14 protein-coding genes are annotated in these 14,553 nt (G+C 68.9%); 6 read left to right on the forward strand and 8 right to left on the reverse strand.

Annotation, left to right across the window (positions count from 1 at the left end):
- Window positions 1-95: 95 nt before the first annotated feature.
- Window positions 96-329, reverse strand: a complete 234-nt coding sequence (locus OG758_RS26745) for a DUF397 domain-containing protein (RefSeq protein ID WP_326712280.1) — start codon at window positions 327-329, stop codon at window positions 96-98.
- 1,134 nt (window positions 330-1,463) lie between these two features.
- Entirely contained in the window at window positions 1,464-2,162 is a 699-nt protein-coding gene (locus OG758_RS26750) for a hypothetical protein (RefSeq protein ID WP_326712281.1), read from the reverse strand.
- Between the two features lie 435 nt (window positions 2,163-2,597).
- Between OG758_RS26750 and OG758_RS26755 the strand changes: the two genes are divergently transcribed.
- Together OG758_RS26755 and OG758_RS26760 are read left to right on the forward strand one after the other, a co-directional pair.
- On the forward strand, window positions 2,598-3,620 hold the full coding sequence (locus OG758_RS26755) for a C40 family peptidase (protein WP_326716039.1): 1,023 nt from the start codon (window positions 2,598-2,600) through the stop codon (window positions 3,618-3,620).
- A 235-nt stretch (window positions 3,621-3,855) separates the two neighbouring features.
- Window positions 3,856-4,575: a phosphatase PAP2 family protein gene (locus OG758_RS26760; protein ID WP_326712282.1), complete on the forward strand. Its 720-nt coding sequence runs from the start codon at window positions 3,856-3,858 to the stop codon at window positions 4,573-4,575.
- Between the two features lie 365 nt (window positions 4,576-4,940).
- On the opposite strand, the gene OG758_RS26765 is transcribed toward OG758_RS26760, so the two are convergent.
- Window positions 4,941-6,509: an FAD-binding oxidoreductase gene (locus tag OG758_RS26765; RefSeq protein WP_326712283.1), complete on the reverse strand. Its 1,569-nt coding sequence runs from the start codon at window positions 6,507-6,509 to the stop codon at window positions 4,941-4,943.
- A 330-nt stretch (window positions 6,510-6,839) separates the two neighbouring features.
- Between OG758_RS26765 and OG758_RS26770 the strand changes: the two genes are divergently transcribed.
- A complete protein-coding gene (locus OG758_RS26770) occupies window positions 6,840-7,691 on the forward strand; it encodes a hypothetical protein (protein ID WP_326712284.1) in 852 nt (283 codons plus the stop codon).
- 97 nt (window positions 7,692-7,788) lie between these two features.
- Window positions 7,789-7,980, forward strand: coding sequence for a hypothetical protein (locus tag OG758_RS26775; RefSeq protein WP_326712285.1), 192 nt, complete (start codon window positions 7,789-7,791; stop codon window positions 7,978-7,980).
- Window positions 7,981-8,073: 93 nt separating this feature from the next.
- Here OG758_RS26775 and OG758_RS26780 read toward each other — a convergent pair whose 3' ends face one another.
- Complete coding sequence (locus OG758_RS26780) at window positions 8,074-8,424, reverse strand: metal-sensitive transcriptional regulator (protein WP_266562661.1); 351 nt, start codon at window positions 8,422-8,424, stop codon at window positions 8,074-8,076.
- Between the two features lie 188 nt (window positions 8,425-8,612).
- Between OG758_RS26780 and OG758_RS26785 the strand changes: the two genes are divergently transcribed.
- Window positions 8,613-9,233 carry a DUF47 domain-containing protein gene (locus OG758_RS26785; protein WP_326712286.1) on the forward strand — a complete coding sequence of 207 codons (621 nt, stop codon included), beginning with the start codon at window positions 8,613-8,615 and terminating at the stop codon, window positions 9,231-9,233.
- A 9-nt stretch (window positions 9,234-9,242) separates the two neighbouring features.
- Window positions 9,243-10,241, forward strand: coding sequence for an inorganic phosphate transporter (locus OG758_RS26790; protein WP_326712287.1), 999 nt, complete (start codon window positions 9,243-9,245; stop codon window positions 10,239-10,241).
- A gap of 191 nt (window positions 10,242-10,432) precedes the next feature.
- Here OG758_RS26790 and pstB read toward each other — a convergent pair whose 3' ends face one another.
- From pstB to pstS, 4 genes are all read right to left on the reverse strand, one after another.
- The gene (gene pstB / locus OG758_RS26795; RefSeq protein WP_100595598.1) at window positions 10,433-11,209 is read right to left on the reverse strand and encodes a phosphate ABC transporter ATP-binding protein PstB; all 777 of its coding nucleotides are present in this window, start codon (window positions 11,207-11,209) and stop codon (window positions 10,433-10,435) included.
- A 25-nt stretch (window positions 11,210-11,234) separates the two neighbouring features.
- On the reverse strand, window positions 11,235-12,305 hold the full coding sequence (gene pstA, locus OG758_RS26800) for a phosphate ABC transporter permease PstA (RefSeq protein WP_326712288.1): 1,071 nt from the start codon (window positions 12,303-12,305) through the stop codon (window positions 11,235-11,237).
- The gene (gene pstC / locus OG758_RS26805; RefSeq protein ID WP_326712289.1) at window positions 12,302-13,309 is read right to left on the reverse strand and encodes a phosphate ABC transporter permease subunit PstC; all 1,008 of its coding nucleotides are present in this window, start codon (window positions 13,307-13,309) and stop codon (window positions 12,302-12,304) included. The genes pstA and pstC overlap by 4 nt, the downstream gene beginning before the upstream one ends.
- 99 nt (window positions 13,310-13,408) lie before the next feature.
- On the reverse strand, window positions 13,409-14,539 hold the full coding sequence (gene pstS, locus OG758_RS26810) for a phosphate ABC transporter substrate-binding protein PstS (protein ID WP_326712290.1): 1,131 nt from the start codon (window positions 14,537-14,539) through the stop codon (window positions 13,409-13,411).
- Window positions 14,540-14,553 lie beyond the last annotated feature (14 nt).

Genomic DNA, 14,553 nt, shown 5'->3' on the forward strand with positions numbered 1-14,553 from the left:
TCACGCTGCGTCACTCCGGGCAATGAACGCCAGGTCTGCGCCGTGACCTGAAGCGTGACGGTTCGTTGGCCACTCACCGGCCATCGACGGACGCGTCAGGCGCCCTCGGCGAAGTGGTCGAACTCGCCCGCCTGTACGCCCAGCTCGAAGGCGTCCCATTTCTGGCGCGTGGCCGTGACGGCCTTTTCAGGGGCGGAGGTCTCGCGTAGGTACACCTGATCGTCCGGGCCGAACGCGATCTCGATCCAGGGGCCGTCGCCGGCCGCGTCCTCGGGGGCGGCGCGGGTCCGGTCGAGCTGGGTGGGGGATGGGGTCTCGTCGTGGGGCATGGGCCGTCCTTCCCGGAGGTCACCGATGAAAAGCGGATTGGGTGGCTGGGGCCCGTGGGTGGTTGCCGGCGGCCTCCGTACGCCGTCGTTCCGTCCGCGGCTCGGTGGGGGCTGACTTTCGTCGCCTGATGTTCGTACGGGGGAGGGGGTTCCTCATCCGCTCCGACCACCAATGGGCTCCCGGCCAAGAAGACAAAGACCAAAGGCGGCGGCTACGGGGAGGGAGGGGAGGGGCCGGGTGGGCTGCCGGGTGCGGGCCGGTCCGTATGCGGGTGTGCGGGTGTGCGGGTGTGTGGGTGTGTGCAGGTGAGGGCCTGGGCTGGGGGTGGGGCAGCTGTCGGGGCCGCTGATTTCTTCGTCGGCGGGAGCGGAACTGGCCCGAATCTGCCAGTCATGAGAGTGCTGCCAGGAGGGCGCTGCCCCTAGCTGGGCATTCGTGGCGGGAGCCTTGGGGCGTGCCGTCCATATGGATACGAGTGGCAGATCTCGGCCTCCGGAGCGGTCATCTGCTCTCCCCGGACGGGCCGCAGCCGCGACTGAGACGTCAGACCGGCCCACCACCCGCCGCGTGCTCTTCCTGCTGTTGCTGCCTGCTTTTCGTCTTTGGTCCTTGGCCGGGAGCCCATTGGGGGTTGAAGGGAAATTTGGCCACCCCCAACCCCGTACGAAGATCAGCCGACGAAAGTCAGCCCCCACCGAGCCGCGGACGGAACGACGGCGTACGGAGGCCGCCGGCAACCAGCCAGTTACCCCAGCTACCCAATCTGCTTTTGATCGGGAACCCGCACCCGCCGAATCAGAGTGGCGAAGACGACTTCTGCCAGGTGAGGTTGGGCATGCCTCTTCCCGTTCGCGCTCGCTCATGTCGATCAGGTGCTGGAGCTGACACTCTGTCACCGTGGTCCCGCCGAGCCGCATGCGCAGGGGGGGGGCGAGGCAGGCCCCTGCGGTCGTCGCGTGGGCCCGGTCGGTGTCGGCCCCGGGCCTATGGCTCGGCGTGGTCACCATCGCGGATATCCAAGCGGCCGTGGCCGTCTCCGAATCCGTGGGAGTAGCCAGGTCAGGTGTCCCGCGCAGACGATCCGCACTCGGCAGCTCTACGTTGCACCCGAGGTTGCACCGAGGTGTTGCCCGTCAGCCGGCGCCCCCGGAGGCGGTTGGTGTCGGAGCCTGGGCATAAAGCGTGTCCCGGACGCGCTGGGCTGCCCGGGCGGCCAGGGCCACGACGCCGTCGGGACTGCTCTCCTCGGCCTCCTGGGTGGAGACGGTGACGATGACGGTGCCGATGCGCACCTCGACGGTGTACGACCAGCTCACGCCGCTGTTGGCCGGGTCATTCGGGTTGGTATGCCTCCCGCGTGCCGTGAGGATCGCCTGGTCGCCGAGACCCGTGAGCCGCTCCGCAGCGCGGAACTCCGCCTCCGGCGCACCGTCGGTGTCCCTGGCGTAGCTGGGGCAGGACTTGTGCAGCTGATACTGCAGCCCGAGATAGCGCTTGGCCTGCGAGTCCGGCAAAGAGGCCACCCGCTCGAACCCGACGGCCGTACGGCTGGCGTCCCGCTTGCTCGCTTCCTTGCTGGTCATCGGCCGCCGCGCAATGTACTGGGCTCTCGGGCCGTGCAACCCCCGCAGTTCCTCGAGCAGGCTGTTCACCTGCGTCCCGCAGTCCTCCCAGCCTGCCGACAGCCCCGACCACTGGTTGATATCGCCCTCGTACGCCTCTGCTTTGGTGGTCCCGGCCGGATGGATCTCCCCGGGCCGCAGCAGCGCGCTCTTGACCTGCGTGACGTTGAACGTCTGCCCATCGGCCGGTGTTCCGTCCACCCCAGCCACCGGGTGCGACGGCATCGGGAGCGTGCCGAGATCCGGTTCTGGGGGCGTGGTGCTGCGCGGCGCTGAGGACGTGGCGGAGGGCGGCCTGCCACCGCCGTCTGCGCCAGGGCCTGTGCTCTTCATGCCGCACCCCGTCGCCATCAGCAAACCGACGGCCATCGCGCAGCAGGTGACCCGCACTCGCACAAGTCCTCCCCAGGAACGATCGGACCCGTCACTGCAAGCCCTCAAGTGACCTCGATACTCGAGTACGTCGCCTGCTCAAACAAGCGCGCGACGTCCCAGGTCGGCAAACAAGCGACGTCGCCACGTTCGATCAGAGTCATGGCGTGGTCAGCGAAGACGCGGACCAAGTCTCCCGAGTGTGGAGATGGTCCACCCCGTCCGGCGGGCCCGCATCTAGACTGATGGCCTTGCGACGGAGGGCGGTTGACGGTGCGTAAGGCGTGGGTCGTCGGGGGCGCGCTCGCCGCCGGGGGGACCGGGTTCGTGACGCTGCTCGTCGTCGGTACGTTCATGGCCGCCGGCAGTCTTGCGAGCGGGGTCGGCAAGGGGGCCGTGGGGCTCGCCAAGGGCGCCGTGCCCAGTGCGTACCAGTCGATCGTGCAGGAGTGGGGGAACCTCTGCCCCGCGATCAATCCGGCGCTGCTCGCCGCCCAGTTGTATCAGGAGAGCGGGTTCAACCCGAATGCGAAGAGCCCGGCGAAGGCACTGGGGATAGCGCAGTTCATCCCGGGGACGTGGGCCGCGCACGGGGTCGACGGGGACGGGGACGGGGACCGGGACATCTGGGATCCGAAGGACGCCATTCCGTCCGCGGCCTCGTACGACTGCTCGCTCGCCAAGTACGTGAAGGACGCGCCGGGCAATCAGACCGAGAACATGCTCGCCGCGTACAACGCGGGCGCGTACGCCGTCATCAAGTACGGGGGCGTGCCGCCGTACCGCGAGACGCAGAACTACGTGAAGACGATCACGAACCTGGAGAAGAGCTTCGCCCGGCCGGTCGGCCGGGTGCAGCCGTCGCAGCAGGCGGCGGGTGCCATCTACTACGCGCAGAAGAAGCTCGGGACCGAGTACCTCTGGGGCGGGAACGGGACTGCCGATCAGGGTGGCCGGTTCGACTGCTCGGGGCTGACGCTCGCCGCGTACCGGGAGGTCGGGATCGAGCTGCCACGTGTCGCGAACGACCAGTACAACGCCGGGCCGCATCCCGCGCGGGACGAGCTGCTGCCGGGGGATCTCGTCTTCTTCTCGGACGATCTCGCCGACAGCCGTGCGATCCGGCACGTCGGGATCTATGTGGGCGGCGGCTACATGATCGACGCGCCGCGTCCGGGTGCCGTGATCCGGTTCGACCCGGTCGACACACCCGACTATTTCGGGGCGACGCGGGTGACCGAAGATGGTGCGAAGGCCGTGCCGAGCGAGAGTCCGGACGGAAGCCCCGAAGTGTGACGTGGCCGGAACTCTCCGTCAGAGCCCTGCCCTGAGCTGCGGCTTCGTGTCTCTCTTCGATAACGTCTGCGTGATCATTCGGTGGATTGCGGAACGAAGGAGAGGGGACCGTGCGTTCCTTTTCCTGAGCCGGTCGCGGATCGACGAAGACCGCGGATCTATGACCACGGGGGTGGACGAGCGGCGCACGACAGTGTGCGCCCACTGAGCAGCAAGACGAAGGGGCCGCGGCGAGATGGCTGGACTGGCTGGACTCTCGGCACTCGGGGCATCCGGGTCCAACCCCGACGTCGGTCTGCTCTACGACATCAACGGCCTGGCGAAGGACGCCCCCGGCTGGGTCGACAGCACCATGGCGTTCGTCGGTGAGTACGGGCTGCTGCTCGCGCTCGTGCTGCTCACGCTGTGGTGCTGGTGGGGCGTGCGGAAGCGGGACTCGCTCGACGACGCCGCCTCGTCCGTCGCCTCCGTCGTGTGGGCGCCGCTCGCCGCCGGGATCGCCGTCCTGGTGAACGTGCCGATCCGCAGTTTCGTCGAACGGCCCAGGCCCTTCACCGACCACGACGGCCTCGACGTCCTGGTCAGCGGCAAGTCGGACTTCTCCTTCGTCAGCGATCACGCGACGCTCGCCATGGCCATCGGCGCCGGTCTCTTCGTCGCGCACCGAAAGTTCGGGCTGATCGGGCTGGGGCTCGCGGTGCTCGAAGGGTTCTGCCGGGTCTTCATGGGCGTGCACTACCCGACGGACGTCGTCGGCGGATTCGCCCTCGGCACGGCGGTGGCGCTGCTTCTGTCGCCGCTCGCGTCCGCGCTGCTCACCCCGCTGGCGCGCGCTGTCGGCCGGACGACGCGGCTGCGGTGGCTGGTGTGGTCGCCTAGCGCTGCGTCGTCGGCTCGGGAGACGGTGGAGATTCCTGAGGCTCGTGAGTCGGAAGAGCGGGATCTGGCCGCTTAGCCTCGTCTGCCGCACGTCGGCACAGGAGGACGGTGCCGCCGGCGGCACCGGCGAGCGCCACGGCGCCGGACGTGACCGCGAGGGAGCCCGCAGCGGGGTGGTCCGAGCCGTCGTCCGTGACGGCGGCGGTCGTGACGCCCAGGGCGAACGCGGCGGCGGCGATCGCGAAGACGGCGGCTATCCGGGGTATCCGGGGCTTGTTCATGGTTCCAGCGATAACGCTGCGCTGCGCTTTGGGCCAGTCGAGGGCGTGTCGGGTGAGCCGTTCGTGTCGCATACCGCTGGAACGGTCGTGTGTACGTGCGAGCCGGTGGGGGCTGGTCGCGCAGCTCCCCGCGTCCCTGACGGGGCGCGTCGGAGCGGGCTCAGAGTGCCTGCGGGAACGTGAAGAAGCGGTTCGGGTCGTACTGCTTCTTGACCGTCGTCAGGCGCGCGGCCGCGTCGCCGTAGTACGCCTTGCGCCAGTCCGTCAGCGTCGGGTCCGTGTAGTTCTGGTACGCCGCCCCCGACGCGTACGGACGCATCGCCGCGTGGGTGGAATCGAGCCAGCCGCGGGCCATGGAGCCGGACGTTCCGGCCCGCCAGGACACGATGTACTGCGCGAGCATCCGGGAGCGCCGGTGCACGAAGGCGGTGGCGGTCGGGTCGACGCGGTTGATCGCTCCGCCGAGCGCGGTCAGCGCGATGCTGCCGGCGCCCGAGGTGACGTTCTCCATCTTGGCGAACATGGCGCGGATGCCGGCCGAGGAGAGGGAGCGGTCGAAGAAGTCCGAGCGGGCCGCGTACGTCTCGCGCCCCAGCGCCCCCTGCGTGCTGCGCCCCGGGGTGGTGCCCGGCAGATGGCACATCGCGTCCTCGGCGAACGCCGAGCAGCCCGCGTACACCTCCATCGACTCCTCGTAGGAGCGCCGCCTGAGGGAGACGTTCGACGCGGGGCCGGGGCCGCCGGGGCCGTCGGCGAGGCGGTCGACGGCGTTCTGGAGCTCGCGGTACGTGCCGAGGGAGAACGCGGCGATCGAGATGGTCGGCCGGCCACCCACCGCGTTGGCTATGTGGCAGGACGACCAGATCTCGTCGGGCTGCGAGGGGCCCCACTCCTGCCAGGCCCTGAGGACGGCCGTGGCCTTCGACCAGGGCCAGGTCATGTACGCGGAGACGGCCTGCGGGGCGGGGTGTGTGCGGAAGCGGAGCTCGGTGACCACGCCGAAGTTGCCGTTGCCCGCGCCGCGCAGGGCCCAGAACAGGTCCTTGTTCTCGCTCTTGTTCGCGACGACCTGCTTGCCGTCCGCCGTGATCAGCGTGGCCTGGGTGAGGCTGTCGCAGGTCAGGCCGTAGGCGCGGGAGACGACGCCGTGGCCGCCGCCGAGGGTGAGGCCGGAGACGCCGACGGTGGGGCAGGAGCCGGCCGGTATGGTGACGCCCTTCGCGGCGAGCGCGCGGTACACGTCGATGAGCTTGGCGCCCGCGCCCACCACGGCCTCGCTCCCGGAGGCCCTGATCGCGGAGAGCTTGGACACGTCGAGGATCAGGCGGCCGTCGCCGGACGACCAGCCCGCGTACGAGTGGCCGCCGTTGCGGATCGAGACGGGGACGTGGTGGGCCCGCGCGTAGGCGAGCGTGGTGCGGATGTCGTCGGGGTGGGCGACGTAGGCGACGGCGGTCGGCTTCAGGCTGTCGAAGCGGGTGTTGTAGAGCTGGCGCGCGGCCGCCCACTTGGCCTGGCCGGGGGTGACGAGGGTGCCGTCGAGGTCCTTGGCGAGTGCCTTGAGGTTCGCCGCGGCGGAGGCGCTCGCGCTGGTGGCGCGGACGGGCGCGCTGGTCGTCGCGCTGGGCGTGGTCCGCCCGCCGGCCCCCGCCGAGCCGGTGCTGCATGCCGTGGCCGCGCCTGCCGTGACGGTGGCCGCGCCGACTGCGATGAACGTACGCCGATCCATGGACGCCTCCCGTTGTTTCCCGGGGTACGAGACGTCTCGGGGAAGCGCGGGGTTCCACGCCGGGCGGTCGGGTCAGGGGCGGGCCGTGTGCTCCTCGGCGTCGGTTCTCGCCTTCGAGCGGGCTCTGCGGGAGGGGCCACGCCAGCCGCACGTGCAGCGGGCCAGGCAGAAGCGGCCTTGTTCGGCCGTGGTCGTTCGGTGGGTCTCGGGGGGTTCGGACTGCTCTTGCGCCACAGCTCAACGGTACGCGTGACGGGTGCAGGCAACTGTCGTTATCCGGTCAACAGCGGGGCCGCGGACGCTCGGACAGGGCTTGGGGGCAGACAGGCGATGGTGCAGCACGGACGCGCAGCACGAGCGGTCGCGGCGGCCGCGACGGTCGGACTGATGGGCCTCGCCACCGGCTGTTCGGCCGCCGCCGAGGCGGACAACGAGAGCCCGGCCGAGTCCGCCGCCGCCGTGCACGACGCGGCCGACCGCCTGGTCAGGGAGGGCAGTTCCAAGGCCCGTACGTCCATGGAGATGGCGAGCGGCGGGACCCGCGTCACGATCAGGGGCGAGGGCGTCTACGACTACCGGGCGCGTGTCGGGCAGCTGAAGGTCGTGCTTCCGCAGGATCCTTCCGGCGCCGAGGAGCACCGGCCCATCACCGAACTCCTCGTGCCCGGCGCCCTGTACATGAAGAACCGGGGCGCGGGGGTGCCCGCCGACAAGTGGGTGCGGGTCGACACGGCCACGATGTCGGACGGGAACCTGGTCACGGGCGGCGCCACGGATCCGCTGGCCGCGGCCGAACTGCTGCGGGGCGCGCGCAAGGTGACGTATGTGGGGGAGAGCGAGCTCGCCGGGACCGAGGTCCGGCACTACCGCGGGACCGTCGACATGGCGGCCGCCGCCCGTGCCGCCTCCCCGGCCAGCCGGCAGTCGCTGGCGGCCGCGGCGAAAGGGTTCGCCAAGGACCAGGTGCCGTTCGACGTGTACCTCGACGACGAGGGCCGGATCAGGAAGGTGTGCCACCGGTTCAGCTTCGTGAATACGAAGGTGACGGCTGCGGGGAAGGGCGGGAAGAGGGAGGTCGTCGATGTGGCGTCCACCACTCTTCTCGACGGCTTCGGGATTTCGGCGAATATCGAACTTCCCGACACAAAGGACATCTTCGCCGGGAAGATCGCCGACAATTAGCCGTCCGGAAATGGTCCGTCCGTGCCATGCGCAGCGCGTAGGCCGCTCCCTACTCTAGGAAGTCGGTTACGGCTACGGCTTACGGCTGGAAGAGGTGATGAACGTGGCTCCGGTGGGCGGCACGGCGGTTCATGACCACGTCGCCCTCGCCGAGATCGAGCTGTGCGGTGAATTGATCATCGCGGCGTCCGCCGCGGATGAGGACCGGCTCAGTGCGGACCGTATCGACGAGGTGCTGAGGGTCGCCGAGGAGCGGTGGCCCCGGGACGAGGACCCCGGGGAGTCCTGAACCCGTGAGGGGCGCGGCCGGCTGTCCGGCGCGCCCCGGCTCCGGGTCACGTACCTCACAGGGGCAGGGCGCGCGGTGCGCGTCCCGGGCGTCTCAGGTGCGCAGCATCCGTGCGATCGCCTTCGTCGCCTCCTCGACCTTCGCGTCGATCTCGTCGCCGCCCTTGACCGCCGCGTCGGCGACGCAGTGGCGCAGGTGCTCCTCGAGGAGCTGGAGCGCGAAGGACTGGAGGGCCTTGGTGGAAGCGGAGACCTGCGTGAGTATGTCGATGCAGTAGACGTCCTCGTCGACCATGCGCTGCAGGCCCCTGATCTGGCCCTCGATGCGGCGCAGGCGCTTGAGGTGCTCGGCCTTCTGGTGGTGGTACCCGTGGATTCCACGGTCGTGGTCCGTCACGTTCTCGCCGTCGTGGTCGGTCACGATCTCGGTCGCTTCCGTGGTCATCGCGTCCTCCCGTTGTATACCCCTACTGGGTATATGGTACCGAATTCCGAGGGGGTCCGACGGGTTCGCGGGACCCCGTGCTGATCACAGTGTCTGATGGGCGACACTGGGGTATTGCCGGTTAGCCGTGGCCGGATGATGCGCCTAGCATCAGCCTGACCGAATCCAAAGCACCCCGAGGACCCCACGTGCGCTTTCGTCTGACCCCCAGGGAGACGAGCTTCTACGACATGTTTGCCGCATCCGCGGACAACATCGTCACGGGCTCGAAACTCCTGATGGAACTGCTCGGGGCGGATTCCTCCGCCCGGGCCGAGATCGCGGAGCGGATGCGGGCAGCGGAACACGCCGGTGACGACGCCACCCACGCGATTTTCCACCAACTGAACTCCTCGTTCATCACGCCCTTCGACCGCGAGGACATCTACAAGCTCGCGTCGTCCCTCGACGACATCATGGACTTCATGGAGGAGGCCGTCGACCTCGTCGTCCTCTACCAGGTCGAAGAGCTGCCCAAGGGTGTGGAGCAGCAGATCGAGGTTCTGGCGCGCGCGGCCGTGCTGACGGCCGAAGCCATGCCGAACCTGCGGACCATGGACAACCTCACCGAGTACTGGATCGAGGTCAACCGCCTCGAGAACCAGGCCGACCAGATCCACCGCAAGCTGCTCGCGCAACTCTTCAATGGCAAGTACGACGCCATAGAGGTCCTGAAGCTCAAGCAGATCGTGGATGTGCTCGAAGAGGCGGCGGATGCCTTCGAGCACGTGGCGAACACGGTGGAGACCATCGCCGTCAAGGAGTCCTGAGGCCTTCTCATGGACACCTTCGCACTGATCGTGACGATTGGCGTCGCGCTCGGATTCACGTATACGAACGGCTTTCACGACTCGGCGAACGCGATTGCCACGTCGGTCTCCACGCGTGCGCTGACGCCTCGGGCGGCGCTCGCGATGGCCGCGGTGATGAACCTCGCCGGTGCCTTCATGGGCAGCGGCGTCGCCAAGACCGTGAGTGAGGGCATCATCGCCACGCCGCAGGGCGACAAGGGGATGGGCATCCTCTTCGCCGCGCTCGTCGGCGCGATCATCTGGAACCTGGTCACCTGGTACTTCGGCCTGCCGTCCTCGTCCTCGCACGCGCTGTTCGGCGGCATGGTCGGTGCGGCGCTCGCGGGCGGGACGGCCGTCCACTGGTCAGGCGTGCTCGACAAGATCGTCATCCCGATGCTCACTTCGCCGGTGATCGGTCTGATCGTCGGCTATCTCGTCATGTGCGCGATCCTGTGGCTGTTCCGGCGGTCCAACCCGCACAAGGCCAAGCGCGGCTTCCGTATCGCGCAGACGGTGTCGGCGGCCGGCATGGCGCTCGGCCACGGTCTGCAGGACGCGCAGAAGACGATGGGCGTCGTGGTGATGGCCCTCGTCATCTCTGGGCACGAGACCTACAGCGACCCGATCCCGGTCTGGGTCAAGCTCGTCTGCGCGCTGATGCTGTCCCTCGGTACGTACGCGGGTGGCTGGCGCATCATGCGGACCCTCGGGCGCAAGATCATCGAGCTCGACCCGCCGCAGGGTTTCGCGGCCGAGACGACCGGTGCGTCGATCATGTTCGGCTCGGCGTTCCTGTTCCACGCGCCGATCTCGACGACGCACGTCATCACCTCGGCGATCATGGGCGTGGGCGCCACCAAGCGCGTGAAGGCGGTCCGCTGGGGCGTCGCCAAGAACATCGTCCTCGGCTGGTTCATCACGATGCCGGCCGCGGCGTTGGTCGCGGCCGGGAGCTACTGGATCGTGAATCTCGCGTTCGGCTGACCGCGGGTGAAGTGATGCGGCTGGGGGTTCGGGGGTCGTCCCCCGGGTTGATGCAGTATCACGATGCCGGCCGCGGCGTTTCGTACGCAGTCTTCGTAGAACGAAAGAGGGCCCACCCCCCGGGAGCCAGGGGGCGGGCCCTTTGCCTTGCGGTGGCACCGCCATGCAGCACCGCAAGGAGCAGGTGGTGTCTAGCCGAAGCGGCCCGAGATGTAGTCCTCGGTGGCCTGGACCGACGGGTTGGAGAAGATCCGCTCGGTCTCGTCGATCTCGACGAGCTTGCCGGGCTGGCCGACCGCGGACAGGTTGAAGAACGCCGTGCGGTCCGAGACGCGGGCCGCCTGCTGCATGTTGTGCGTCACGATGACGATCGTGAAGCGCTCCTTGAGCTCGCCGATCAGGTCCTCGATGGCGAGGGTCGAGATCGGGTCGAGGGCCGAGCAGGGCTCGTCCATGAGGAGCACCTGGGGCTCGACCGCGATGGCGCGGGCGATGCACAGACGCTGCTGCTGGCCGCCGGAGAGGCCGGAGCCGGGCTTGTTGAGGCGGTCCTTGACCTCGTTCCAGAGGTTGGCGCCCTTGAGGGACTTCTCGACGACGTCGCCGAGCTCGCTCTTCTTGTACGAGCCGTTCAGGCGCAGGCCCGCCGCCACGTTGTCGAAGATCGACATGGTGGGGAACGGGTTCGGGCGCTGGAACACCATGCCGACCGTGCGGCGCACGGCGACCGGGTCGACGTGGGTGCCGTAGAGGTCCTCGTCGTCCAGGAGCACCTTGCCCTCGACGCGGCCACCGGGGGTGACCTCGTGCATGCGGTTCAGGGTGCGCAGGAAGGTGGACTTGCCGCAGCCGGACGGGCCGATGAAGGCCGTCACGGAGCGGGGCTCCACGGTCATCGAGATGTCCTCGATCGCCTTGTGGGAGCCGTAGTACGCGGTGAGGCCGCTGACGTCGATTCGCTTGGCCATAACTAATTCACTTCCAGATGCCGCGTCAGCGGCCGGTCTTGGGGGCCTTCCAGCGGGCGATGCCGCGGGCCACCAGGTTGAGGATCATGATGAAGGCGATGAGGACGAGAGCCGCCGCCCATGCACGGTCGTACGCCGCCGGGCTGCCGCCGCTGTTCTGGTACTGCTGGTAGATGTACAGCGGCAGCGAGGACTGGGGTCCCTGGAACGGGTCCGTGTTGATGAGCGGGTTGCCCCAGACCAGCAGCAGTACGGGCGCGGTCTCACCGGCGATACGGGCGATGGCCAGCATCACACCGGTCGTGATGCCGCCGATCGACGTCGGCAGGACGACCTTGAGGATCGTGCGCCACTTCGGTACGCCGAGCGCGAGGGAGGCCTCGCGCAGCTCGTTCGGGACGAGCTTGAGCATTTCCTCGGTGGAGCGGACGACGACCGGGATCATCAGGATGGAAAGGGCCATCGACCCGGCGAAGCCGGAGTAGCTGAAGCCGAGGATCAGGATCCAGAAGCTGAGGATGAACAGGCCCGCGACGATCGACGGGATGCCCGTCATGACGTCGACGAAGAAGGTGACCGCCTTCGCGAGCTTGCCCCGGCCGTATTCGACCAGGTAGATCGCGGTGAGCAGGCCGATCGGCACGGAGATCAGGGTGGCGAGGCCGACCTGCTCCAGGGTGCCGATGATGGCGTGGTAGATGCCGCCGCCCGGCTCGTAGTCGGTGACGACGCCCATCGAGTGCGTCAGGAAGAAGACGTCCAGGACTTTCACGCCGCGCGAGACGGTCTCCCAGATCAGGGAGACCAGCGGGATCACGGCGAGGATGAACGCGACCCAGACGACGCTGGTCGCGACACGGTCCTTGGCCTGGCGCTTGCCCTCGACTGCGGTGGCGATGCCGAACGTGCCGAGCACGAACAGGACCGCGGCGATCAGACCCCACTGGATCTGGCTGTCGAGTCCGGCTCCCAGGCCGATCGCGCAGCCGATCGCGACGGCGCCGACGGCGATGGCGTACGGGGACCAGCGCGGCAGGCGCGCGGCGCTGAGGGAGTTGGTGCCGGGGGCCGGCGGGGTGATCGTTGCGTTGCTCATGCGTTGGCCCCCGAGTACTCCTTGCGGCGGGCGATGATCGCGCGGGCCGCGCCGTTCACGACCAGCGTGATGATGAACAGGACCAGACCGGAGGCGATGAGCGCGTCACGGCCCTGCTCGGTGGCCTCGCTGAACTTCGCGGCGATGTTCTGCGCGAAGGTGCCGCCGCCCGGGTCGAGCAGGCTGGCGTTGATCTCGAAGCTGGGGGAGAGGACCGTCGCGACGGCCATGGTCTCGCCGAGCGCGCGGCCGAGGCCGAGCATCGAGGCGGAGATGACGCCGGAGCGGCCGAAGGGGATCACCGACATGCGGATGACCTCCCAGCGGGTGGCGCCGAGCGCGAGTGCGGCCTCCTGGTGCATCAGGGGCGCCTGCCGGAAGACCTCACGGCTGACGTTCGTGATGATCGGGAGGATCATGATCGCGAGCAGGATGCCGACGGCGAGGAGGGTGCGCGGGGCGCCGCCCTGCCACTCGAAGATGCCGGTCCAGCCGAAGTAGTCGTCGAGCCAGCTGTAGAAGCCGGTGAGGTGTGGCACCAGGAAGAGGGCGCCCCACAGGCCGTACACGATGGACGGTACGGCGGCGAGCAGGTCGACGACGTACGCGATCGCGCCGCCGATCTTCTTCGGTGCGTAGTGCGTGATGAACAGCGCGATGCCGACGGCGACCGGGACGGCGATCGCCATGGCGATGACCGAGGAGACGATCGTGCCGAAGGCGAGGACCGCGATGCCGAAGACCGGCGGGGTCGCGTTGGCGTTCCACTCGAAGGTCGTGAGGAAGTTGCCGTCGTTCTTGGACAGCACCATCGACGCGCGGTAGGTGAGGAAGGCCGCGATGGCGGCCATGATCACCAGAAGCAGGATGCCGGAGCCGCGCGAGAGACCGAGGAAGATCCGGTCACCGGGGCGGGTGGCGCCGCGGGCCCCGCGCTTGTCGAGCGAGGGCGTCGGCGGATCGGTGGGGGCGGGTGGAGCAGTCGTCTTCGTGGATATATCCATGGGGTTCTCCGGTCTGCGGAGCCGCGGTCGGGCGGCTCCAGGCGGCGGTGCACCGGACGGTGCGGCCCGCCCCCGATGGGGGACGGGCCGCACGCTGGGTCAGCTCAGGCTCGCGATGGTGTCGCGGACCTTGGTGTTGATCTCGGAGGGGATCGGCGCGTAGCCGAGGGCCGCCAGGGAGTCCTGGCCGTCCTGGCTCGCGATGTAGGTGAGGAAGGACTTGGTGGCCGGGAAGGTGTCGGCCTTGTTGCCCTTGTCGCAGACGATCTCGTAGGTGACGAGGGTGATCGGGTAGGCGCCGTCGGCCTTCGTCGCGTAGTTCAGCTCGAGCGAGAGGTCCTTGCCGGTGCCCACGGTCTTGGCCTCGGAGATCGCCTTGGTGGCGTTCTCGACGGTGGCCTTGACCGGCGCGGAGGCGCCCGTGTCGAGGTCGACCGTCTTGATGCCGTCCTTGGCGTAGGAGAGCTCGAAGTAGGAGATCGCGCCGGCGGTCTGCTTGACCTGCTGGGCGAGGCCGGAGGAGCCCTGGGCCGACTGGCCGCCCTTGGCCTGCCAGGCCTTGCCGCCCGAGTACTTCCAGTCCGCCGGGGAGGCGGCCTTGAGGTACTTGGTGAAGTTGTCCGTGGTGCCGGACTCGTCCGAGCGGTGGAACGCCTGGATCTTGGTCTTGGGCAGCTTCGCCTTGGGGTTCAGCTTGGCGATGGCCGCGTCGTCCCAGGTGCTGATCTTGCCGTCGAAGATCTGGGCGAGGGTCTTGGCGTCCAGGACCAGGTTGTCGACGCCCGGGACGTTGTAACCGACCGCGATCGGGCCGCCGACCATCGGGAGGTCGATGCCCTGGCCGCCGGAGCAGACCTTCTTGGAGGCGGCGACCTCTTCCGGCTTCAGCGCGGAGTCCGAGCCGGCGAAGGCGACCTGGCCCTGGGTGAACGCCGTGACACCGGCGCCCGAACCCTCGGGCTTGTAGTTGATCTGAACGCCCTTGCACTCGGCGGTGTACGCCTTGACCCAGGCCTGGATGGCGTTGGCCTGCGCGGAGGAACCGTTGGCGAGGAGCTGGCCCTTGGCGTCGTCGCACTTGATGCTGCCGGCCTTGGCGGTCGGGCCGCTGCTCGACCCGCCGTTGGCACTCGTGTCGTCCGAGCCGCACGCCGTGAGGGCCAGGGCGCCGGAGACGGCGATGGCGCCGAGGGAAAGGGCGCGGAGCCGGTTCTTGCGCTGAAGCTTCACTTTCGGATGTTCCT

The organism is Streptomyces sp. NBC_01474 (assembly GCF_035918215.1).
GTDB classification, from domain to species: domain Bacteria; phylum Actinomycetota; class Actinomycetes; order Streptomycetales; family Streptomycetaceae; genus Streptomyces; species Streptomyces aureus.

Excerpts from the sequence above, each read along its gene's own strand:
- pstA (WP_326712288.1), bottom strand. The coding sequence starts at position 12,305 with ATGAGCAACGCAACGATCACCCCGCCGGCCCCCGGCACCAACTCCCTC.
- pstB (WP_100595598.1), bottom strand. The coding sequence starts at position 11,209 with ATGGCCAAGCGAATCGACGTCAGCGGCCTCACCGCGTACTACGGCTCC.
- OG758_RS26765 (WP_326712283.1), bottom strand. The coding sequence starts at position 6,509 with ATGGATCGGCGTACGTTCATCGCAGTCGGCGCGGCCACCGTCACGGCA.
- OG758_RS26745 (WP_326712280.1), bottom strand. The coding sequence starts at position 329 with ATGCCCCACGACGAGACCCCATCCCCCACCCAGCTCGACCGGACCCGC.
- OG758_RS26780 (WP_266562661.1), bottom strand. The coding sequence starts at position 8,424 with ATGACCACGGAAGCGACCGAGATCGTGACCGACCACGACGGCGAGAAC.
- OG758_RS26775 (WP_326712285.1), top strand. The coding sequence starts at position 7,789 with ATGAACGTGGCTCCGGTGGGCGGCACGGCGGTTCATGACCACGTCGCC.
- OG758_RS26760 (WP_326712282.1), top strand. The coding sequence starts at position 3,856 with ATGGCTGGACTGGCTGGACTCTCGGCACTCGGGGCATCCGGGTCCAAC.
- OG758_RS26770 (WP_326712284.1), top strand. The coding sequence starts at position 6,840 with ATGGTGCAGCACGGACGCGCAGCACGAGCGGTCGCGGCGGCCGCGACG.
- pstC (WP_326712289.1), bottom strand. The coding sequence starts at position 13,309 with ATGGATATATCCACGAAGACGACTGCTCCACCCGCCCCCACCGATCCG.
- OG758_RS26790 (WP_326712287.1), top strand. The coding sequence starts at position 9,243 with ATGGACACCTTCGCACTGATCGTGACGATTGGCGTCGCGCTCGGATTC.